The sequence below is a fragment of the Bacillus sp. AFS073361 genome (assembly GCF_002567005.1).
Classification (GTDB): Bacteria; Bacillota; Bacilli; order Bacillales; family Cytobacillaceae; genus Neobacillus.
This window is the reverse complement of sequence record NZ_NUZU01000007.1, coordinates 1-17945: the sequence shown is the minus strand read 5'-3', so window position 1 is coordinate 17945 and position 17945 is coordinate 1. Positions and strand designations below refer to the sequence as shown.

Sequence of the window (17945 nt, the reverse complement as noted above, 5' to 3'; positions counted from 1 at the left end):
ATTGCCGCGGTAAGCTCCTTAATTCCTCCACCACCGCTTGGTCGGAAAATCTTTTGAAGTAATCACAACCGTTTCCCCTATTTTAGGTGTTGAAATATTGACCTGGTGTTTTAATGCCTCTTTTGTTACTCTTTCTACCGGGTCTGTCCACGCATGAAAGGCAAGTGTAAACGCACCCCAATGAACTGGAATTAACAACTGTCCTCCAAGATCCAAATGAGCTTGTACTGTCTCTTCCGGCATCATATGAATGCTGGACCATCGCTCGTCGTATTGCCCGCATTCTAACAAAGTTAAATCAAACGGACCATATTTTCCGCCAATTTCTTTAAAGTGAGGACCATATCCGCTGTCTCCACTGAAGTAAATCTTCCTCTCCCGGCCTGCAATGACCCAAGAGCACCACAGGGTAGAATCACGGTCAGATAATCCCCTTCCTGAGAAATGTCTTGCCGGTGTACAAGCCAGCGTGAGTCCTTTGAATTCTAACTCATCCCACCAAGCATGTTCGGTAATTTTTTCTGAAGGAACGCCCCATTTAATCAAACGTTGACGAACACCGAGCGGTACAAAAAAACGCGATGCTTTATCCTTTAATTTACGAATGGATTGGTAATCTAAATGATCATAATCATCGTGGGAAATAATGATTGCATCAAGTGTCGGAAAATCCTCCAGTTGCATAGAAAGATTATTTTTGTATCTCTTAGTACCTGCCCATGAAACAGGTGAAGGACGAGGACCGAACATGGGATCAAATAAAAGCCTCTTGCCTTCTATTTCGAGAAAAAAAGCCGAGTGGCCAAACCAAGTGACCCGAGGAGCATCAGAGATTGAAGGGGTCTCTGATGGCAGGAATGTTTCCGCATCGATGACAGCCATGGGTCTCCGATTCGCAGCTGGTGTGACAGAATCTCTCAGCATGCTGATCATCGACTTCCATCCCATTGTCATAGTTGTCGGTAATTGATTTTCGTATTTTTTCATTTATTGGGTTTCTCCTGCTATAGAGTTGATCTTACATCCATTAATTATATTATATGTGTTTACTTTTTGTATCTAAATAACTCCATCAACATTTAGGATTTAACCGGGTTCTTAAATAATAACCTTCCTGTATGTCATCGAGAGATTTCTAATTTGACCAACTCTGAATTAATAATATATCTTAGGACTTAGGAAAGCTTACGAAAATTAACTTTTTATGAGGTGGAGTAGTGAAAGAATTACAGAAATTCGCAAAAGTCTATCACGAAGAAATGAATTGGGAAATTAATAAAGATAATTATGAAAGAACTCGTGCTTCTCTTTTAAATAACTATATGCTGCTAACAACAGAAGTGGCGGAAGTTGCTGAAGAACTTCGAAAAGCTTTTAATTTGACCAATAGTCACATAGCAAAAGGCAGGGATGAAAAAGAGGCATTTGATTTAGCTAAAGAATCAATCAAAGAGGATTTAGGTAAAGAATTTGCTGATTGCTTAGCCTATATTATTAAATTAGAAGAGAGCTTTTATTCAAAAATGGATGAAGTAAAGAACCGAAAAAATAAGGATGTCGGGTTAGTAAGGTAAGGATGTAACTTTTATTACAAATGTTCAGCATATTGAAACAAAAAAATAACCGAAAGAGACTTCTTTCGGTTAAATATAGAATAATCTTCTGTCCACTTAATAGAATAAGCGTATTTTTATCATTTGATGGGAACTATAGAGACCCAAACAAATGGATTACTTCCAACTCCAATTCCCGTATCAGTGTAAATTCTTCTTTTCTAGGTGCTAATTCTTTTACAATACTTGCATAATACCAATGCTGATCTTTCATGCCATGGTTAAAACGCTCCCATACCATCTCGCCAATCATTTTACGGTCTTCCTTAATGGATTGTAGATTATGTAATTTATCCGCAGTAATGACTTGTATTTCTTCTATAGATAGATTTTTTAACATATCAATGGTATGTTGTTTTCTTACACGCCAAGGGAGGGTTTTATCAGGTTCCGAAGCTGCTCTGACCAAATTCGCAACATGCTCACCAAATTGCTCTACTAATGTTTCATAATTTGTATCGGTATCTTCAAGGGTATCATGAAGAATACCTGCAGCAATAACCGAATCCGAACAGTTCTCCTTTTGTAAAAGCATCCCCACGGCAAAAGGATGAGAGACATATGGGATATCTGTTGCTTTTCTCGTCTGATTTCGATGGGCTACTGCTGCAAAATTTATTGCTTTTTGAATGATATTCATCTTTATTTCCCCCCAGTATAACGGATTTGATGATATTAAAGTTTATTTTATACTGATTCCTCAAAAATTACTTGGAATGGCAGCAACTCTTCCGATATCTGTAGTTATAATATTAGGATGCCCCCTTACCGGTAAAAACCTCATCGTAACATTGAACGTGTTTGGTAATAGGATTGCCATTCAGTTCCGTTCAGCTTACTAGGTACAATAAAAAAATAATCCCCCGTCTTCCTTGATTCGGAACAAACGAGGGATCATTATCTTATATTCTTTTTAGACATAAAATACCTCTCTTTCTTTTTTATTTAAATTCTCTCTAATTGCCTCTTCCCACCAGCGATGGTCCTCTGGAATACGATTTTTCAAAAGATCTAACCTTTCATTCACATGCTTTGACTTGATTAACATTTCTTCCTCTTCCATCATTCCACAACAGATTTCAATGATATCATCAAAGTGAGCGAGTGACATTTCCAGCACCTTCTTTCATAGTTTTGAGAAATAATTGAATCTTTGCCCTCCTTCTTTACTTTAATTATATGATGGATATAGCCTTAAATTATTTCAAAATTTGTCAATATATTGAATTTAGACACACCTTCTTATTGCTACGTCCTTTACAAAATTGATGAAGGAGTCTTCCGTCAGTGGACGATAAAAAATAAGTTCCAAACCCATAAATAAGGAATCTGGAACTCATAATTTTTTAGTTTATAAATCAAAAACAATGATATAAGAGAAACGAACAGGTCTATCTACTCCCCATACAATGTTTAACTCCATGTCAGAGGAACTATTTGAACCACCCTCTATTTGATAGAGAATGCTGCTATATGAATGAATTGTAGTATTTGTTTACGTTAATATTCTCCTTTAATGACAAAAAACGAACCCCGAATCGTTCCAGCTAGTTTCGACTTCTGCCTGGCAAACTTGAACTTCCCCTCCAACTCCTTTGGTACCTCCATCCCCTCAGAAAGCTTAAAACCAACGGCCCGCTTCTTTGGGTTATCAATCGTATACATGGCATTGACACTAAGCCCATCCTCATAAAAAACGTAGGCCATTTTGATATTTTCCACTTGAAAAAGCGACGTTTCCAAAGGTTTGGCTGCAAACTCAATAGCACGTTCTTTTAAAATTTGGTTCACATAATCAAGGGTTTCTTGGCTTTCACTAGCTGGTTCTACCGTAAATTCATGCTTGTATTTATTCATAAAGTAACGGGCTTCATTCGCACGTAAACCAGCAAGCGCTTCTGCGACTGGTGAAGACTCTAAACCCACCGTAGATACATTTTTAAAATCAACACGATAGGACATTTCCATCCCTCCTTATTTCCTGACAACAGGAATCCACATTTCACCATATACTAAACCGTTTCGCTGCCCCATCACAACCGACGTATTGGGCCCGCCAACATAGGCAAATTCCTGTGCTTCTGGCAAAGCTTGACCGAAAGCCATACCAGTAAGCATATTGCTCAACTCTTCCGCACTGTTCCCTTCCCCTTTAACAACTAGGTATTCACCTTTAGGAAATTGGATCATTCGAGTTGCCTCTGGCAGCGAAGTCTCTGTCATAACGCCCGCATAATGCATCATCTTGTTATTCACCGCTTCGTTCACAGCAAAAACGTAGTCATTTGTCGCAACCGATTTTAACGTATCAAGCGTGCCATCTTGTTTGACGGCCTGCCAAAAGTCTGATTTTTCTTTGGTTATACCCGCATAGTCCGTGTAATTACTCTTAAGCTCCGTTCCAAAACCTAACACCGTAAAGCTGTCTTTTTCTTCAATAGTATAATTTGTCATATTCAAAACCTTCCTTTTTTTAAAATGGAATCAAATGATTTCTCTTTTCACTTGATGAGTTTATAATAACGATAAATCATGTCAAAAAATGATACTGTTTTGGAGGCCACGATGAAAAAAGTTGAACGGATTAATACCATCATGCGGTATATCAACAACCGTGCCCACTTTACCATTACTGAAATTATGCAGGAATTTAACATCTCTCGTTCAACTGCTATTCGGGATATCAGAGAAATTGAAGCCATGGGGATGCCGTTAGTCGCTGAAGTTGGAAGGGATGGGGGTTATTTTGTCATGAACAACTCTGTCCTGCCCACTGTTCGCTTTACGGATAATGAAATTAGAGCTCTATTTATCGCCTTTATGGCCACAAGAAATCAACAACTCCCCTATTTAAAGAGTCGACAGTCGTTAGCTGAAAAATTACTTGGCCTCATCTCAGAAAACCAGCAAGAAGACCTTGTACTGTTAAATCAAATCTTGCTTTTTGAAGGGACGAACCCCCATAATCCCGACCTGCTTGATCTATCAGACCTTCCCCATCCGATGTTAGAAAAACTAATCCAACTCCTGCTGGTGGATCGTTATTTATTAATTACGATTGAAGAAGAGAAAATAATTAAGTCTTACCCCATTTATCTCTTACACCTGTACCGTGAAAAAAGCTTTTGGCTAATTGAAGGCTTTGACTTAATGGAAGAGAAGCAACGAATTTTTCCTGTCGACAATCTCACCAATGTAGAACTTTACACTACGAAGCAAAGACTAAGTGAGAAAAGGATTTTGGAAAGACTCAACAAGCAGGAAAAAATAATCAATCTGGTCCTTGAATTGGGTCCAAGGGCGATTGCCCAGTTCAAAAAATACCATCCTTTAAAAGTTTCCATTTCCTATATGGATCCTTACCAAACCACGGCGGTTCTAAAGACGTTTATCAATGTTAATAACACAGAAGAAATGGCCGAAATAACCAATTGGCTGCTTTTCCTAGGTGGGGATATTAAGGTCAGGGAAATGCCGGAAGAAGTCTTGGATGGTATAAAAGAGAGATTATTCCTATATTCCCCATAATTTGCGCTAGTTAAAACCACATATAATGCATTACGGTGAACCGTGACAAAATCAAGTGAGGTAATCTCTTTAAATAGAAACAGCACCATTCCAATTAGTGTGGATGGTGCTGTTTACAATAGAGGAACATTTCCTCAAGCAAAAAGATCGGAACAGGACTTCCCTTTCTATGAGGGACACTATTCTATCAAAACTATATGTAATTAAATCAGATATTTCTCAGATTCCTTCGTATAATGCACGACTTGATTAAGATGGCCATTTTTGAGTTTTACTGCCCATTCTGGATCCGCTAGTATGGCACGGCCAATGGCTACATAGTCAAATTCGCCTGCTTTGATTTTTTCATCGACAATTTTGAGATTGTCTTCTATTGATACATGATCATTATCCTGATTACTCAGAAAGGCACGGTTAATTCCGATAGAACCGACCGCAATTGTTGGTTTATTGGTTATTCTTTTCGTCCAGCCGGCTAAGGTTAATGATGGATCTTCCTCTTTAAATTCAGGTTCCCATATACGTCTTGTAGAGCAGTGGAAAATATCTACACCAGCTTCAACCAATGGGGTAAGTAATTGTTCCAGTTCACTAGAGTTCTTTGCTAATTTAGCTTGATAATCGGTTCCTTTCCATTGTGAATAACGAAAGATAATGGGAAAATCAGGCCCGACTTTTCTCCGACAAGCCCGAACGATATCTGCTGCGAATTTTGATCGCTCTCCTATATCCCCGCCATACTCATCTGTACGTTTGTTTGTTAGTTCCCAAAAAAATTGATCAATTAAGTATCCGTGTGCACCATGCAACTCAATTCCATCAAAGCCGATACGCTTCGCATTTGCGGCCGCTTCGGCGTATGCATCAATCATTTCAGCCACTTCTTCTTTCGTTAAAGCCTTTATTTTCTCATTTCTCTGGCCTTTTAACGTAAATCCAGACGGACTGACTGGAGGTGCGTCAATATTTGGTTCACTGCCTGCTTTTCGGGCAGCACCTACATGCCATAATTGTGGAATGATTTTGCCGCCTGCTTGGTGAACTTCCTTCACTACATTTGCCCAGCCATTTAAGGCCTTCTCCCCATAAAATCGGGGAATATTGGGGCTCATTACTGCAGCTGGGTGATTAATCGCTGTCCCTTCCGTTATGATGAGCCCTATCCCATTCTCGGCACGTTTTCGGTAATATTGTGCAACATTTTCTCCCGGGATCCCTTCCGGCGAAAACATTCTTGTCATTGGGGCCATCACTAACCGGCTAGCTAACCTTTCATTTCCAAATGGGACAGATTGTAACAAAGTATGTCCTGCGAACTTTTGATCCAAGGCGAGCACTTCCTTTTATTTATTCGTTTGATCCTGCTCCCCTTATTCTATAATTCTAATTTATAAATATAAACTGATAAGTTCTATGTTTATACTAATTAGTTCAACGCTCTGATTACCCCGATGAAGCATGGGATTTCATTCGAATTTCGTAGGAGCTGAAGACTTTTCCATATAAATAAGCAAAACTGAATTGTAAACCGGAAGCTATGTAGAAAGGCAGGGCCAGTGAACCAAATCCAAAAAGATAGCCGGTAAAATACGGTCCAATCGAGATGGGTAGCCTGATTGAAAAGATATTGATGCTTGAAGCGAAACCACGGCGCATGTCACGAGTCAAACTCACACTCAACGCTTGCTGTGCCCCTTGTGTACCTCTGTTTAAAGCCGTTCGTATGATATACAAGACAGAAACAAGTGCATAGGATGATAGTAAGGGCATCAAAATCAAAAGCAGGCTTGCAATGAAACGAACCAGCACAATGGACCTTATTGTCCCGTGTTTGTTGGATAATCTTGCTTGTAAGACCGAGGTAACACCTGTCGCAAAAAAAGTGACAGCCAATGTGCCTCCAATCTGTATACTGCTTACCCCGAATTTAGCCGAAAACCAATACGACATCATGGGTCCCGTAAGCCCAATGGCAATCCCATTAAGGATGTTAATGGCTGCGAGCTTAAAGACCGCAGAATTTTCTTCGCGCAGGATTCTCTTTTCTTGATTCCCTGACTCCTCTTTAATATATCCTGGTTGTTTATCAATTTTTCCTTCCTGAATGGTTAAAATGATTGACGCTGTCACAAAGGATAAAACGAAGATAAAGAAGAATATAGGGCGATAGGAAGTATCTCCATTAAGATTATGATTCCATAAGGCCGTAATCCCCGCCAGCAATGCACCTGCCGCCATTCCGAAAAAGCTAAGAGCATTATTCAGACTATATACCTTTCCACGCTCTTTTTTGGGGATAAAGGCCGCCAGCCAAGCCTGCTCCGCCGGGGCACAAGGACTAGGAGAACCGGCGTCAGCTTTCCCAAAACCTGAAAGTGTGATGGCCATAAATAACAAAATAGTATTTGTAGATAATATCCCAATCAACGCACATCCGGCTGTTAATAGTTCAGAAAAAAGGATAAAGGGTTTTCTCCCTAGTCGATCGCTATAAATACCTATGACTGGGGCTAGTCCTACACCAAGCAAACCTCCGGCAGCAAGCACACTTCCAATCGCCGCTGTGCTCCAACCCAATGCAGCGAGGTATAGAGACAAATCAACAACTAGCATGCCTTGTCCAATACTTCGAATAGCATTGACCAGCATAAGTTTTTTGGCCGCCGGATGAATTTGTCCGGCTCCTTCTTCATCGTTCTTACCAAACACAAACTTCAAATTTATCACTTCTTTTCTATTTTTCTTCCATCATTTTAAATAATTTTCGAGGGGATATCGGTAAACCATTGGTGATTTACTCTACTTAAAAGAGTTCCAAATTCTCCTGTCAATTATTCACATCCATTACGGTTTACCTATTAAGGAAACATCACAATGGGTGCATTATGTCTTTAGAAAACAATAACCCAAATAGCGGATACAGCATAAGTTGTTTAAAATGGTGATGTTCGAAGCAAAATAATCCGAAAGGATCTGGCTGATCGATGAAAAACGAGGATAGTTTATTAGAGAGGGAAGGAAGCGACATGGTTAAGCATCCAAACAAATGGAAGGAATTCATACAAAATATTAAACAAAATATCTATATTGTGTATCTTGCATACCGTCATCCGAAAACACCATGGTATGCTAAAGCATTTTCATTATTGATTGTTGCCTATGCGTTAAGCCCCATAGACCTTATTCCAGATTTTATTCCCGTATTAGGTTATTTGGATGAAGTTATTCTGCTTCCCTTGGGGATATTAGGAGTGTTCACCCTGATACCGAATCAAGTATTGCAAGAATGCAGGGTGATGGCCTCCCGAACGCCTATAATTCTGCGGAAAAATTGGGCCGCAGCGATTGTTATTCTCCTCGTTTGGATCAGTCTCGCCACAACGGTTCTTTTCAAATGGGTCATATAAAAAAGGTGCAAAGGTTATGTATGCAGTCCCTTAGCACCAAATTTGCAATCACATATTTTTATTAGAGTTTTATGTTTTTTTTGATACGGGTCTGTCAAGCTGAAATCTCCGATAGATGATAGGTGATGACTGTATAATGGGGGTGCAATTAGCGTCCTGTACAACTTTTTCTATCAGATAATGTTTTGGCGCCCATTGGCAGACTGGATCCGTCGCATAAGCGTCCCCAGTTAAAGCAAAAGCCTGGCAACGGCACCCACCTCCGTCTTGGTGTCTTAGTTCACACGAAAGGCAGGGTTCTGGCATCCATTCTTCACCGCGGAAATGGTTAAAAGACTCTGATTCATACCAAATATGACTTAGTGACGAATCAAGAACATTTTCAAAGGAAAAACCCTCAATCATCCCGGCTGTCGGGCAAGGAAGGACTGCCCCATTTGGTGCTACCGTTAAGCCAATCGTCCCCCATCCCCCCATACAAGGCTTAGGTGCTTGAGCATAATAATCAGGAATAACCCAAATGATTTCGATTTTTTTCCCAATGCGCGCTTTTGCAGCGTCATAGATTTCACGGGCACGCTCAATCTGAACACGGCTTGGCAACAGCTGCTCCCGATTGAGCAAAGCCCAGTTATAATACTGTGTATTCGCCAGTTCCAGACGTTCAGCCCCCACCTCCTCGGCGAGTTTAATAATCTCATCCAAATGATCAATATTCATTCGGTGCAACACGACATTTAATGATAAATACAATCCGGCTTCTTTTACCGCTTTGCACGCTTCCCTTTTCTTGTCAAAAGCTTTAAAACCGCCGATGATGTCTGAAAGCTTTGCATCGCCTGCCTGAAAGCTCACCTGCACATTTTCCAGTCCGGCATCACAGAGCCGGGCCGCCTTTTCAGTTGTTAATCCCATGCCGCTGGTTATGAGATTGGTATACATTTCTAATTTATTTGCATGGCGGATAAAAACTTCCAAATCGTCTCGTAAAAGAGGTTCTCCACCGGAAAAATGAACTTCTACAACTCCCAGATCAGCCGCCTCAGATAAAACACGGCACCACTCCCCGGTCGATATTTCCATTGCCTTTGAAATCATTTCTAAAGGGTTCGAACAATATGGACAATGCAAAGGACAGCGATGAGTTAACTCCGCGACCAAGGAATATGGAGGGGGTGCTCCCTTATTATTCTTTGTTATCGACTGAACCATGTTTATGGATCACCACCCAACCCTGATCCTCCATTTCCCGGAGAAACTCAGAAATATCTGCTTTCATCGTTTTCAAATCAGGCAGAGCACTTGTATCTGCAATTTCTGTGTCTGCCTTTAGGGAAGCCCTTATTTTTTCAGTGATGGTGTTCACGGTTTGTCTTCCGTCACATAAAGTAAGTATAGATGCAGCCGTTTCGTTCAAGACCACGACCTTTTCCGGTAACAAAAGAAGATTCTTCTCCCTCACCTTATCAAATTTTAATCGCGCCTTTGCTGCGAGTCTTGGAATACTGTCAGCTAAAATTGACTCCACCACCTTTCATTTATTCTTCGGTGAGTGATAAAATCATCGTTCACTCTTATAGGGGATATGCGTTTTCGATGGCATCAAGTTGTGCCCACAACACATCACACTTGAAACGCAGTGCGGCAACAGCCCGCCTTTGATCTTTTGGAGTTTGGCAATAGGTTAACACAAGTTTAAGGGCTGTATCGGCATCACGCGGCGCCTGTGAAAGGCGATTTTGAAAATATTCCAGTCCTGCACGGTCAATCCATGGATAAAGCCGCTCAATGACCTTCATTCTCTTTGACATTAAATATGGAGAAAACAATTCGGTTAGGGAGGAAGCGACGGCTTCGATCCATGGTTTTGTCCTCGCGAAGTTTACATAAGCATCCACGGCAAATCGAACACCCGGAACGACTCTGACTTCCTGTGCAACTTCTTCCCGGGATAACCCCACAGCTTCACCAAGCCGAAGCCATGCTTCAATTCCACCTTCTTCCCCTTCTGTTCCGTCATGGTCAATAATTCGCCCAATCCATTCACGGCGCATATCCCTTGATGGCAGCCTAGAAAGAATAGCTGCATCTTTAATCGGAACTGATTTTTGATAATAGTACCGGTTAGCCACCCAACCGCGGATCTGTTCTCTGCTTAATTTTCCTTCATGCATCGCTACATGAAATGGATGTTTGTCATGATAAAAGGAACTTCCAACAGCTTTTAATTGCTCTGTGAATTCATCCCTCGTCCATAATTCTTCCTTTGTTTCATTTAACACCTTTTCTAGGCTAACGAAATCACCTTGATCCAAAATGTTCACACCTCCACTTCCATACCGTCATAGGCAATCTCAAAACCAAGCCGTTCCAATGTATGCCTTTCTATTGAGTCCTTATTTAGAATCGGGTTACTGTTGTTAATGTGAATCAAAATTTTCCGCTTGGCTGAGTATTTGGCTAGCTTTTCAGCAATGCCCGATGGCCCGCTAATTGGTAAATGTCCCATATTTCTTGCATTGCGCTTAGTTGCACCCATCTCAACCAATTCAGTTTCTGACCAAAAGGTTCCGTCAACCATCAAGATATCCGCCTTCTGAAAGCAAGCTTCTATAGCAGGGGTGATCCTTTCTAAAGTAGGAAAGTAAGCAAGGCATCTGCCGGTACTCTCATTATGAAGAACTAGCCCGACCTCCCAACAATCTCCGGTGTCATTCTCCTCCTTATTTGACCGGGTATAAAGCGGTGGTTTTTTAGAAACGGGGACCGTCTCGATGACGATGGTTTCTTCTTTTCCTACACCCGTAGGTCCTATTCGCTTGCGATGATCAGGGTGAAGAGACTGCCATTCCCATGAACAATAGTTTTCCAGTAGGGGTAACACCGGAAAAAACGACTGCAAACTCTTTCGTACAGTCTCGGTTCCATAGATGGTTAAACAAGAACCCTCCCGTAATGACAATAACCCAATCGTATGGTCGAACTCGGCATCGGTTAAAATAACACCAGCCAGCGGAGTCTCTCTTATACCTGGACCCGGATGCAGGGCAGTAAACGATTCAATCTGTTTGTGAACATCCGGTCCCGCATTTATGAGATACCAATCCATTTCATTCGCACTTACAGCAAGCGATGATTGTAATAACGGCTGGTGCGAATCGTTTCCTTCGCGGACACTATGGCAATTTGGACATGCACAGTTCCACTGCGGAAAGCCGCCACCAGCCGCTGCTCCTAAGACTTTAATTCGAATTTGGCTTCAGTCCTTTCACTAGAGACTTGAATACCTTCTTTGCCAATATCCCTACGTTTACCTAATGCCCTTCCAACTTGCCACCCAATCGCCATATTCACTACAGCCATGAGGGGATACAGGAGATAGTCACCCAATGGTTCTGGGAGCAGGAGATCGACGACCAGCCATCCTCCTGCTATTGCACAACCAATAATCACGCCAATTATTGATTTTAGGTAACGCTTTATTTTCATATGCCCTACCTCCATTGATTTATAAAACTATTAAATGCATGCGCAAGCAGGCTGTGCTGCTAGTCAATATAGGCATACATTGTCACCTCAGGAGATGTATTGATCACTTCATACTCAGGCTTCACCCACATATTTGCTACCCCCTTTCATGACACCCACATTGAAACCTGCGCGGGAGTGTCTGATTTTCCCTTTCAAAATAATCATATGTAGAGAAATATCTCAAAATAACCTTTATTTTGACATGAAGTTGTCCTTATATGGCATTGGTTTTTGCAATATATTGCAAAAAGGGACAAGAACAAAAAAAGAAACAACCTGAGTCCGGATGATGATTGAACTCAGGTTGTTTACGTTATGATTATCTACTTACTAATATAATGATTTATTAAATGATCTAACACTCGTTGTTTTATCTCAGTACTGACTGCTCCTTAAATGAAAATTAACTGTCCATTGTCCATTTTGATTCATTATTCCATGTGTGTGAAATGACAATTCAGAATTATCTGATCTGTAATGTTGCAGCTGTGCTATGATCGTTCCTTTATACTCATTATCACTTATTTTCTGAAACGATTCTGATTCCTCACGAACTAACGTATTCCCAATCCAAATATACGGGTTCCCAATCAAACTTTTAGTATCCGGACTAACTGGAATATTTGAATTTGTGGTTATCGTATAATGCAGCTGAATGTCTTGGCCGTGGTTTATGATCGAATAATCATTGATAGTTAACCTGATTCCGTTATACTCGGATGAACCTAAGCCATTACTTGACTGAGCATTGGTCAATGTTGGATAGGCAATTCCAAAGAGTAAGGAAATGCATAAGGCGGCACCAATGAATCGCACGGTATAAATCGGTAATTTCCTCATTTTAACACCATCCTTATTTTTCGTGAATATCTGATGTTTCGCCAATTTATAATGATCCTTTTAAGAAACAATCTGAGTCCGAATAAGAGAATCAGACTCGGATTGTTTCAGGAGTAAAAATCATTTCTTTTTGGATAGCCATTCCGCTAGTGCTTCAGCCTCTGCACCTTTGGCCATACCTGCTGGCATGCGGTCGCCACCATTAAGAATTTTATTCAAAATGTCCTCTTTAGACATCGTTTTACCTATGTGTTGAAGATTTGGTGCTGTTGCGCCTTGAAGATTATCCCCGTGACAGGAAATACAACTTTTTTTGTAAACCTTTTCCGGATCGATAACAACGTCTGCTTCCCCTTGTAATTTTGCATTTTTATTTATAGCTCCAGGTTTTAACTTACCTCCGAGACCATAAACAACAACTTTCGTACCACCAGTAATGACTGCAACATATTCTTTGCCGTCAACAGTATATATGGAAGGTGCCATTTTGATTTGTTTTCCTCCACTTTGCATGCTCCATAATACTTTACCTGTTTTAATATCAAGAGCATTTACCTTTCCATCCAATTCTCCGTAGAAGGCAAGACCGGCAGCCGTACTTGTGAATCCGCCATACATCGGATCCTTTGTTTTATTTTGATATACCTTTTTCCCTGTATTCATATCAATTGCTGTAATAGTACCAGAAACTTCCACATCCTTTGGTAAAGGAAGGATCTTTGTACCTGGGAAGGTATTATTATCTTTTGCAATCTCTTCTGCATCTTTAGCGGCTACCATTAAATTAGGACTATTAATACCTGGAATAAGCACATAGTTGGTGTCAGGGTCATATGTCTGTGGAGCATAGCTTTCTCCACCTGGAGTCCCTGGCCATTGAAGTACAGCTTTACTCTCATCGCTTGGTACGTCCGAATGCTGGATTTTTACAAATGGTACCCCATCATAAATAGTCTTCCCTGTTTTTGCGTCCCACGCATACCACTTTCCATTCTTACCGCCTTCAACCACAACCTTTTGCTTTTTCCCGTCGACCTTTGCATTGAGAATCATCGGTGTTGCGGCAGCGTCATAATCCCATATATCATGATCAACTTGAGTAGAATACCACTTCAACTTCCCTGTTTTACTATCTAAAGCGGTGATAGAATCGGTATATGGATTTTTTCCTTTTCTATCTGCATCGTAAAAGTCCGGAGCTGGATTCCCTACTGCAAAATACATCATATCAGTTTCTGGGTCAAACGACATCGGTGTCCATACGGAGCCTCCGCCAGTATATTTACCTTTCGCCCAGCCCGTTCCTCTTTTAGGAACGGTCCAAAACGGCTCTTTCCATAGCGGTTCCAGGGTATCTGCTTTAAACGCCCAAACAAAACCTCGTGTACCATTATCACCGCCGCTGCTTCCAACGTAAACGTTGCCATCATAATACATCGGAGCTGAAGATTCATAGTATCTGTTCTCTAATTTGATCGTAGGTTCATAATCCCAAAAGTTAACCATTTTTAACAGTTTTCCGTTCTTCGCATCCAGTTTGGCCAGCCGATTATCGATCATCAAGACAAATACATTCCCATTGGCCACTGCGACACCCCTGCTTGCCACATTGGACTGCCATGGCAAACCATTAATATGATCAAGTATGTCCTTGGGCGGTGTCCATGCCCAAAGCTTCTTTCCACTTGCGGCATCGATGGCAAACACATGATTTTTCGAACTAGTCACATACATGACCCCGTCGTGGACGACAGGGAAATCTTCTTGTAAATTTGGAACATCCTTATTCCAATCTAAGATATCCTGCTGCCATGCAATCCCCATTTTTTTCACATTATCTTTTGTAATCTCTTTATAGGGCACATGTCGGGTATGTTGAAGGTCATACCCCCAATTTGGGAACCCTGTCACATCTTCCTGATTTGCCTGGTTGGATTCCTTGGTTTCCTCTTTTTTGTTTTTTGCATTATTCTTGTCATTATTCGACTGACAGCCAACTATAACCATACTCGCTAACAAAACTAAACCAAACGACTTTAAAAATCGCTTCAAGAAAATACCCTCCTGACATTATGAAATAAAACATCGATTTTTGATGATGAATTTTTCCACTTTCAGACTTTAAACCTCCTTAAGTTATTCAAATTTTTATAAGAACATTGGTATAATTACCTAAGGCACAAAAATTATGCAAATAGTGACTAATTCTTCCTTCCATCTTTTAGTTTAATTGTACTGTTGGACGACCCATTACATACAAAAACCCGAACAATGGACTTGTTTTAAAAGGTCCATTGTTCGGGTTATAGTTAAAATAGCATGGGGATTGTAGCTGCTATTCTGGTCGTTCATCCAGGTTGTGATACCGAACAAACGGACCAAGGTAACCGAACTCCCCAACCGCCTCCTCCATCAACCGGTGTGCCTCTTCATATGCGCAGGCAGGTAAAATATCCAATTCATGATACCCCATATTTCCATAGTTATAGACAAGCAAAAACCTATCTGTCTCCCAAAGCTCAAGTCGAAACACATGCCAATGGTTCCTCACTTTCAATTGAATCCCTGTGTAGAATGTTTTCTCCCCCAGCTGTTGATAAGCAAATTCCGCTGTCCCTCCTTTATAGGACCTACCCTCCTCAAATACAAGCGGGTAACCTTTCGTATATAGGTGTTCCATACCTTTCAAGGTTTCAAGACTGGTTCCCCTTTTTGTCGCCACAATCACAGGAGACAGCCTATCTACTCCTATTTCATGGTATTCGATGGTACCACTGTCATCCCACTGAATATGTAAATCCGCATCCTGAAGCACATTTGCCCACCTTCCGAGATCTGCGGAATTTTTCAATTGTTCGCAAGAGAGAAACAATCCATCCTCCGTTAACAAACGATAGACTATTTCTAAATAACGACTGTCACCATAGGTTGGATTCTCCTTCATGTATTCTAGAAGTGACCAATAGTTTGAAATCATGATAGGCCCCATAATCTCATGAAAGGTCCGTGATGAAATGATTAAATCAAAAGAATTCAGGGAAAAGTGCTCAGTTACCTCCATAAAATCCATTTGGTAAAAACTCACGTTAGTAAGCCCTTGCTTTATGGCCAACTCCTGTGCACATTGAATTCCATTTCGACACTGTTCAATGCCAACGATCTCCGCATCTGGAAAAATCGAGGCGTACCAACAAGACAGCAACCCATTATCACACCCAATTTCCAAAATCCGCTTCGGCTTTAAATGAGTTTGCTGACTGATCCAGTTGAGCAAGGACTGATGGAAATTCATCGTCCATGATTCTACCGCCAAACTGAAGGCCAGTGTTCGGTTTTTCACTTCATAAAGATTCCCTTTTAGTTTGCGCTCCATAATGGGTTGGAGTTCCTTAGCCAAGAAGGAGTCAACCTCGGTTACATGCCTCCAAAATTCTTCTTTGGTAAAGCAGTTTTTGATACCCAGTGACTTAAAATAGGCAGAAACACTTTGTGACTTTAATTTGTTATCTATAAACATAGTATTATCTCCAGTTTAGGCGTATTTAGTTTGTTTAACAGGGCCAGCGCCTATTAGTTGATATTATTATCTGGTACTAATTATACCATAAAAAAAGCTTTACTCCTTAGTGAAGTAAAGAAAATGGAAGAAATTTAGAATGCCCAAAAACCCCTTAAAAATATTCCTATAAATCTTAGAAATATACTTAACTAATCGTAAGAAGAGACCGCCGAAGCGATCTTCATCTTTATCTAATCTGCCCCTATAGTTAAATAGAATTCTTCACAATACAAAAATATACCTACTTATTCATGAAAAGAGTGCTAGGTAATCCCATTAATGGCACTTACCTGGCACTCCCTAAAAATTATATTATTTAATTGCTAACTTTCTCTTTAACAATCTCCTTCTTCAACAATTCCTTCACTTTCTGATCAATTCTCTCAACCTCTGCTGATGAGTTCTTCCACCAGTTTCGACTCCAAATCCGTTCGATGGTCCAGCCTCTGCTTTCTAGGAACCGCTGGCGGTAAACGTCTCTTTCCTTCGCATTTGCGGAGCTGTGATACATGGCTCCATTGCACTCGATTCCCAATATATATCGGGAAGAATCCTGCGGGTGAACAATGGCCATGTCAATGCGGTAACCTGACATCCCTACCTGGGTGGTAACCTCATACCCGAGGCTTCGTAGTTGATGATACACTTGCTCTTCAAACGGTGAGTCGAAGTGTAATTCTTTTTCCTGTACATGGGTATTTACATTTTCATTGACTTCTTGGACAACAGCATTGATCTGCTCCACTTGTGAATTAGAAACAGCCCGTACATATTTTAGATAGGCCTTCAGTAATTTCGGACCTATTTCGAAGTGCTTGCCACATTCAATTCTTCTGGCTCAATACTTGAAACCACCGTGATTCCTTCTTTAGCCCGTGTGACCGCAACGTTCATACGATTTTCTCCACCCTTTTGATTCAGCATCCCAAACCGGTTATACACCTTACCTTCCTCGTTTTTCGCATAAGCGATTGAGAAGAGGATAATAACCCTTTCATCCCCTTGCACATTTTCAATATTTTTTACAAAGACGCGTTCATCGAGATCCCTGGTTAACATTTGATTGTAAACGGAGCTAAATTCCTCATCTTCACTCACTAGTTGATCAATCTGATCCTGAATTTTGGATTGCTGCTTGGAGTTAAACGTGATAATCCCTACGGTTTTTCCAGGCTGATTGATTAATATTTCTTTAAGAATGTTGACAACTTCAACCGCTTCCACTTCATTGGACTGGTTAACCCATCTTCCTTCGACTTTTTTCCATTTTATCGCTGGCGGATTTTTAAATGGAATCACATTGGGTGCTATTTGTACATGCCCGTTGTAAAATGCATGATTGGAATAATTGATTAACTCTTCATATTTAGAGCGATAGTGCCACTGAAGCAGCCTTTCAGAAAACCTTCTTTTCGCTAAATTTAGCAAACTAATGGAATCATCCGTATCGTATTCTTCCTCCTCATC

General features: G+C 40.7%; 21 protein-coding genes. 3 read left to right on the top strand and 18 right to left on the bottom strand.

All coding sequences use genetic code 11. The annotated features are described in order from the left end of the window. Window positions 1–18 precede the first annotated feature (18 nt). Window positions 19–987, bottom strand: a complete 969-nt coding sequence (locus COJ96_RS04505) for an MBL fold metallo-hydrolase (protein ID WP_098571783.1) — start codon at window positions 985–987, stop codon at window positions 19–21. A 230-nt stretch (window positions 988–1217) separates the two neighbouring features. Here COJ96_RS04505 and COJ96_RS04500 point away from each other — a divergent pair, with 230 nt between their 5' ends. Next, window positions 1218–1574, top strand: a complete 357-nt coding sequence (locus COJ96_RS04500) for a MazG-like family protein (RefSeq protein WP_098571782.1) — start codon at window positions 1218–1220, stop codon at window positions 1572–1574. A 133-nt stretch (window positions 1575–1707) separates the two neighbouring features. On the opposite strand, the gene COJ96_RS04495 is transcribed toward COJ96_RS04500, so the two are convergent. The 5 genes from COJ96_RS04495 to COJ96_RS04480 form a co-directional block, all read right to left on the bottom strand. After that, a complete protein-coding gene (locus COJ96_RS04495; protein WP_098571781.1) occupies window positions 1708–2253 on the bottom strand; it encodes an HD domain-containing protein in 546 nt (181 codons plus the stop codon). A gap of 273 nt (window positions 2254–2526) precedes the next feature. Next, on the bottom strand, window positions 2527–2724 hold the full coding sequence (locus tag COJ96_RS04490) for a hypothetical protein (protein ID WP_098571780.1): 198 nt from the start codon (window positions 2722–2724) through the stop codon (window positions 2527–2529). Beyond that, window positions 2676–2789, bottom strand: coding sequence for a hypothetical protein (locus COJ96_RS29555; RefSeq protein ID WP_373561654.1), 114 nt, complete (start codon window positions 2787–2789; stop codon window positions 2676–2678). The genes COJ96_RS04490 and COJ96_RS29555 overlap by 49 nt, the downstream gene beginning before the upstream one ends. A gap of 324 nt (window positions 2790–3113) precedes the next feature. After that, window positions 3114–3575 (bottom strand): phage tail protein, encoded by a 462-nt coding sequence (locus COJ96_RS04485; RefSeq protein WP_098571779.1) that lies wholly within the window; start codon window positions 3573–3575, stop codon window positions 3114–3116. 12 nt (window positions 3576–3587) lie between these two features. Then, window positions 3588–4067, bottom strand: a complete 480-nt coding sequence (locus COJ96_RS04480) for a GyrI-like domain-containing protein (RefSeq protein WP_098571778.1) — start codon at window positions 4065–4067, stop codon at window positions 3588–3590. A gap of 111 nt (window positions 4068–4178) precedes the next feature. Here COJ96_RS04480 and COJ96_RS04475 point away from each other — a divergent pair, with 111 nt between their 5' ends. Continuing rightward, window positions 4179–5141 (top strand): helix-turn-helix transcriptional regulator, encoded by a 963-nt coding sequence (locus COJ96_RS04475; protein ID WP_098571777.1) that lies wholly within the window; start codon window positions 4179–4181, stop codon window positions 5139–5141. A gap of 203 nt (window positions 5142–5344) precedes the next feature. Here COJ96_RS04475 and COJ96_RS04470 read toward each other — a convergent pair whose 3' ends face one another. Both COJ96_RS04470 and COJ96_RS04465 read right to left on the bottom strand, forming a co-directional pair. Then, window positions 5345–6469 carry an NADH:flavin oxidoreductase gene (locus COJ96_RS04470; protein ID WP_098571776.1) on the bottom strand — a complete coding sequence of 375 codons (1125 nt, stop codon included), beginning with the start codon at window positions 6467–6469 and terminating at the stop codon, window positions 5345–5347. Between the two features lie 115 nt (window positions 6470–6584). After that, window positions 6585–7850 carry an MFS transporter gene (locus COJ96_RS04465; RefSeq protein ID WP_257148440.1) on the bottom strand — a complete coding sequence of 422 codons (1266 nt, stop codon included), beginning with the start codon at window positions 7848–7850 and terminating at the stop codon, window positions 6585–6587. 275 nt (window positions 7851–8125) lie between these two features. Between COJ96_RS04465 and COJ96_RS04460 the strand changes: the two genes are divergently transcribed. After that, on the top strand, window positions 8126–8548 hold the full coding sequence (locus tag COJ96_RS04460) for a YkvA family protein (protein ID WP_257148424.1): 423 nt from the start codon (window positions 8126–8128) through the stop codon (window positions 8546–8548). A gap of 69 nt (window positions 8549–8617) precedes the next feature. Here the strand turns inward: COJ96_RS04460 and pqqE are convergent, their stop codons facing one another. From pqqE to COJ96_RS29130, 10 genes are all read right to left on the bottom strand, one after another. Next, window positions 8618–9760 carry a pyrroloquinoline quinone biosynthesis protein PqqE gene (pqqE, locus tag COJ96_RS04455; protein ID WP_098571773.1) on the bottom strand — a complete coding sequence of 381 codons (1143 nt, stop codon included), beginning with the start codon at window positions 9758–9760 and terminating at the stop codon, window positions 8618–8620. After that, the gene (gene pqqD, locus COJ96_RS04450; protein WP_098571772.1) at window positions 9735–10079 is read right to left on the bottom strand and encodes a pyrroloquinoline quinone biosynthesis peptide chaperone PqqD; all 345 of its coding nucleotides are present in this window, start codon (window positions 10077–10079) and stop codon (window positions 9735–9737) included. The genes pqqE and pqqD overlap by 26 nt, the downstream gene beginning before the upstream one ends. A 43-nt stretch (window positions 10080–10122) precedes the next feature. Beyond that, window positions 10123–10863, bottom strand: a complete 741-nt coding sequence (gene pqqC, locus COJ96_RS04445) for a pyrroloquinoline-quinone synthase PqqC (RefSeq protein ID WP_218936496.1) — start codon at window positions 10861–10863, stop codon at window positions 10123–10125. 5 nt (window positions 10864–10868) lie between these two features. Continuing rightward, the gene (gene pqqB, locus COJ96_RS04440; RefSeq protein ID WP_257148439.1) at window positions 10869–11795 is read right to left on the bottom strand and encodes a pyrroloquinoline quinone biosynthesis protein PqqB; all 927 of its coding nucleotides are present in this window, start codon (window positions 11793–11795) and stop codon (window positions 10869–10871) included. Further along, complete coding sequence (locus COJ96_RS04435) at window positions 11783–12037, bottom strand: hypothetical protein (RefSeq protein WP_180229977.1); 255 nt, start codon at window positions 12035–12037, stop codon at window positions 11783–11785. The genes pqqB and COJ96_RS04435 overlap by 13 nt, the downstream gene beginning before the upstream one ends. 417 nt (window positions 12038–12454) lie before the next feature. Beyond that, window positions 12455–12919, bottom strand: a complete 465-nt coding sequence (locus COJ96_RS04430; protein WP_098571770.1) for a hypothetical protein — start codon at window positions 12917–12919, stop codon at window positions 12455–12457. Window positions 12920–13039: 120 nt separating this feature from the next. Further along, window positions 13040–14971, bottom strand: coding sequence for an outer membrane protein assembly factor BamB family protein (locus COJ96_RS04425; RefSeq protein WP_098571769.1), 1932 nt, complete (start codon window positions 14969–14971; stop codon window positions 13040–13042). Between the two features lie 283 nt (window positions 14972–15254). Beyond that, window positions 15255–16436: a class I SAM-dependent methyltransferase gene (locus COJ96_RS04420; protein WP_098571768.1), complete on the bottom strand. Its 1182-nt coding sequence runs from the start codon at window positions 16434–16436 to the stop codon at window positions 15255–15257. A 358-nt stretch (window positions 16437–16794) separates the two neighbouring features. Then, a complete protein-coding gene (locus COJ96_RS29135; RefSeq protein WP_142332957.1) occupies window positions 16795–17223 on the bottom strand; it encodes a DUF559 domain-containing protein in 429 nt (142 codons plus the stop codon). 56 nt (window positions 17224–17279) lie between these two features. After that, the coding region (locus COJ96_RS29130; RefSeq protein WP_257148422.1) for a DEAD/DEAH box helicase at window positions 17280–17945 on the bottom strand (666 nt) is incomplete at its 5' end.

What these genes read in the sequence shown, in the direction of transcription:
- COJ96_RS04505 (WP_098571783.1), bottom strand. Translation starts at nt 987, where the DNA reads ATGAAAAAATACGAAAATCAATTACCGACAACTATGACAATGGGATGG.
- COJ96_RS04495 (WP_098571781.1), bottom strand. Translation starts at nt 2,253, where the DNA reads ATGAATATCATTCAAAAAGCAATAAATTTTGCAGCAGTAGCCCATCGA.
- COJ96_RS04490 (WP_098571780.1), bottom strand. Translation starts at nt 2,724, where the DNA reads ATGTCACTCGCTCACTTTGATGATATCATTGAAATCTGTTGTGGAATG.
- COJ96_RS04485 (WP_098571779.1), bottom strand. Translation starts at nt 3,575, where the DNA reads ATGTCCTATCGTGTTGATTTTAAAAATGTATCTACGGTGGGTTTAGAG.
- COJ96_RS04480 (WP_098571778.1), bottom strand. Translation starts at nt 4,067, where the DNA reads ATGACAAATTATACTATTGAAGAAAAAGACAGCTTTACGGTGTTAGGT.
- COJ96_RS04475 (WP_098571777.1), top strand. Translation starts at nt 4,179, where the DNA reads ATGAAAAAAGTTGAACGGATTAATACCATCATGCGGTATATCAACAAC.
- COJ96_RS04460 (WP_257148424.1), top strand. Translation starts at nt 8,126, where the DNA reads ATGAAAAACGAGGATAGTTTATTAGAGAGGGAAGGAAGCGACATGGTT.
- pqqE (WP_098571773.1), bottom strand. Translation starts at nt 9,760, where the DNA reads ATGGTTCAGTCGATAACAAAGAATAATAAGGGAGCACCCCCTCCATAT.
- COJ96_RS04435 (WP_180229977.1), bottom strand. Translation starts at nt 12,037, where the DNA reads ATGAAAATAAAGCGTTACCTAAAATCAATAATTGGCGTGATTATTGGT.
- COJ96_RS04430 (WP_098571770.1), bottom strand. Translation starts at nt 12,919, where the DNA reads ATGAGGAAATTACCGATTTATACCGTGCGATTCATTGGTGCCGCCTTA.
- COJ96_RS04420 (WP_098571768.1), bottom strand. Translation starts at nt 16,436, where the DNA reads ATGTTTATAGATAACAAATTAAAGTCACAAAGTGTTTCTGCCTATTTT.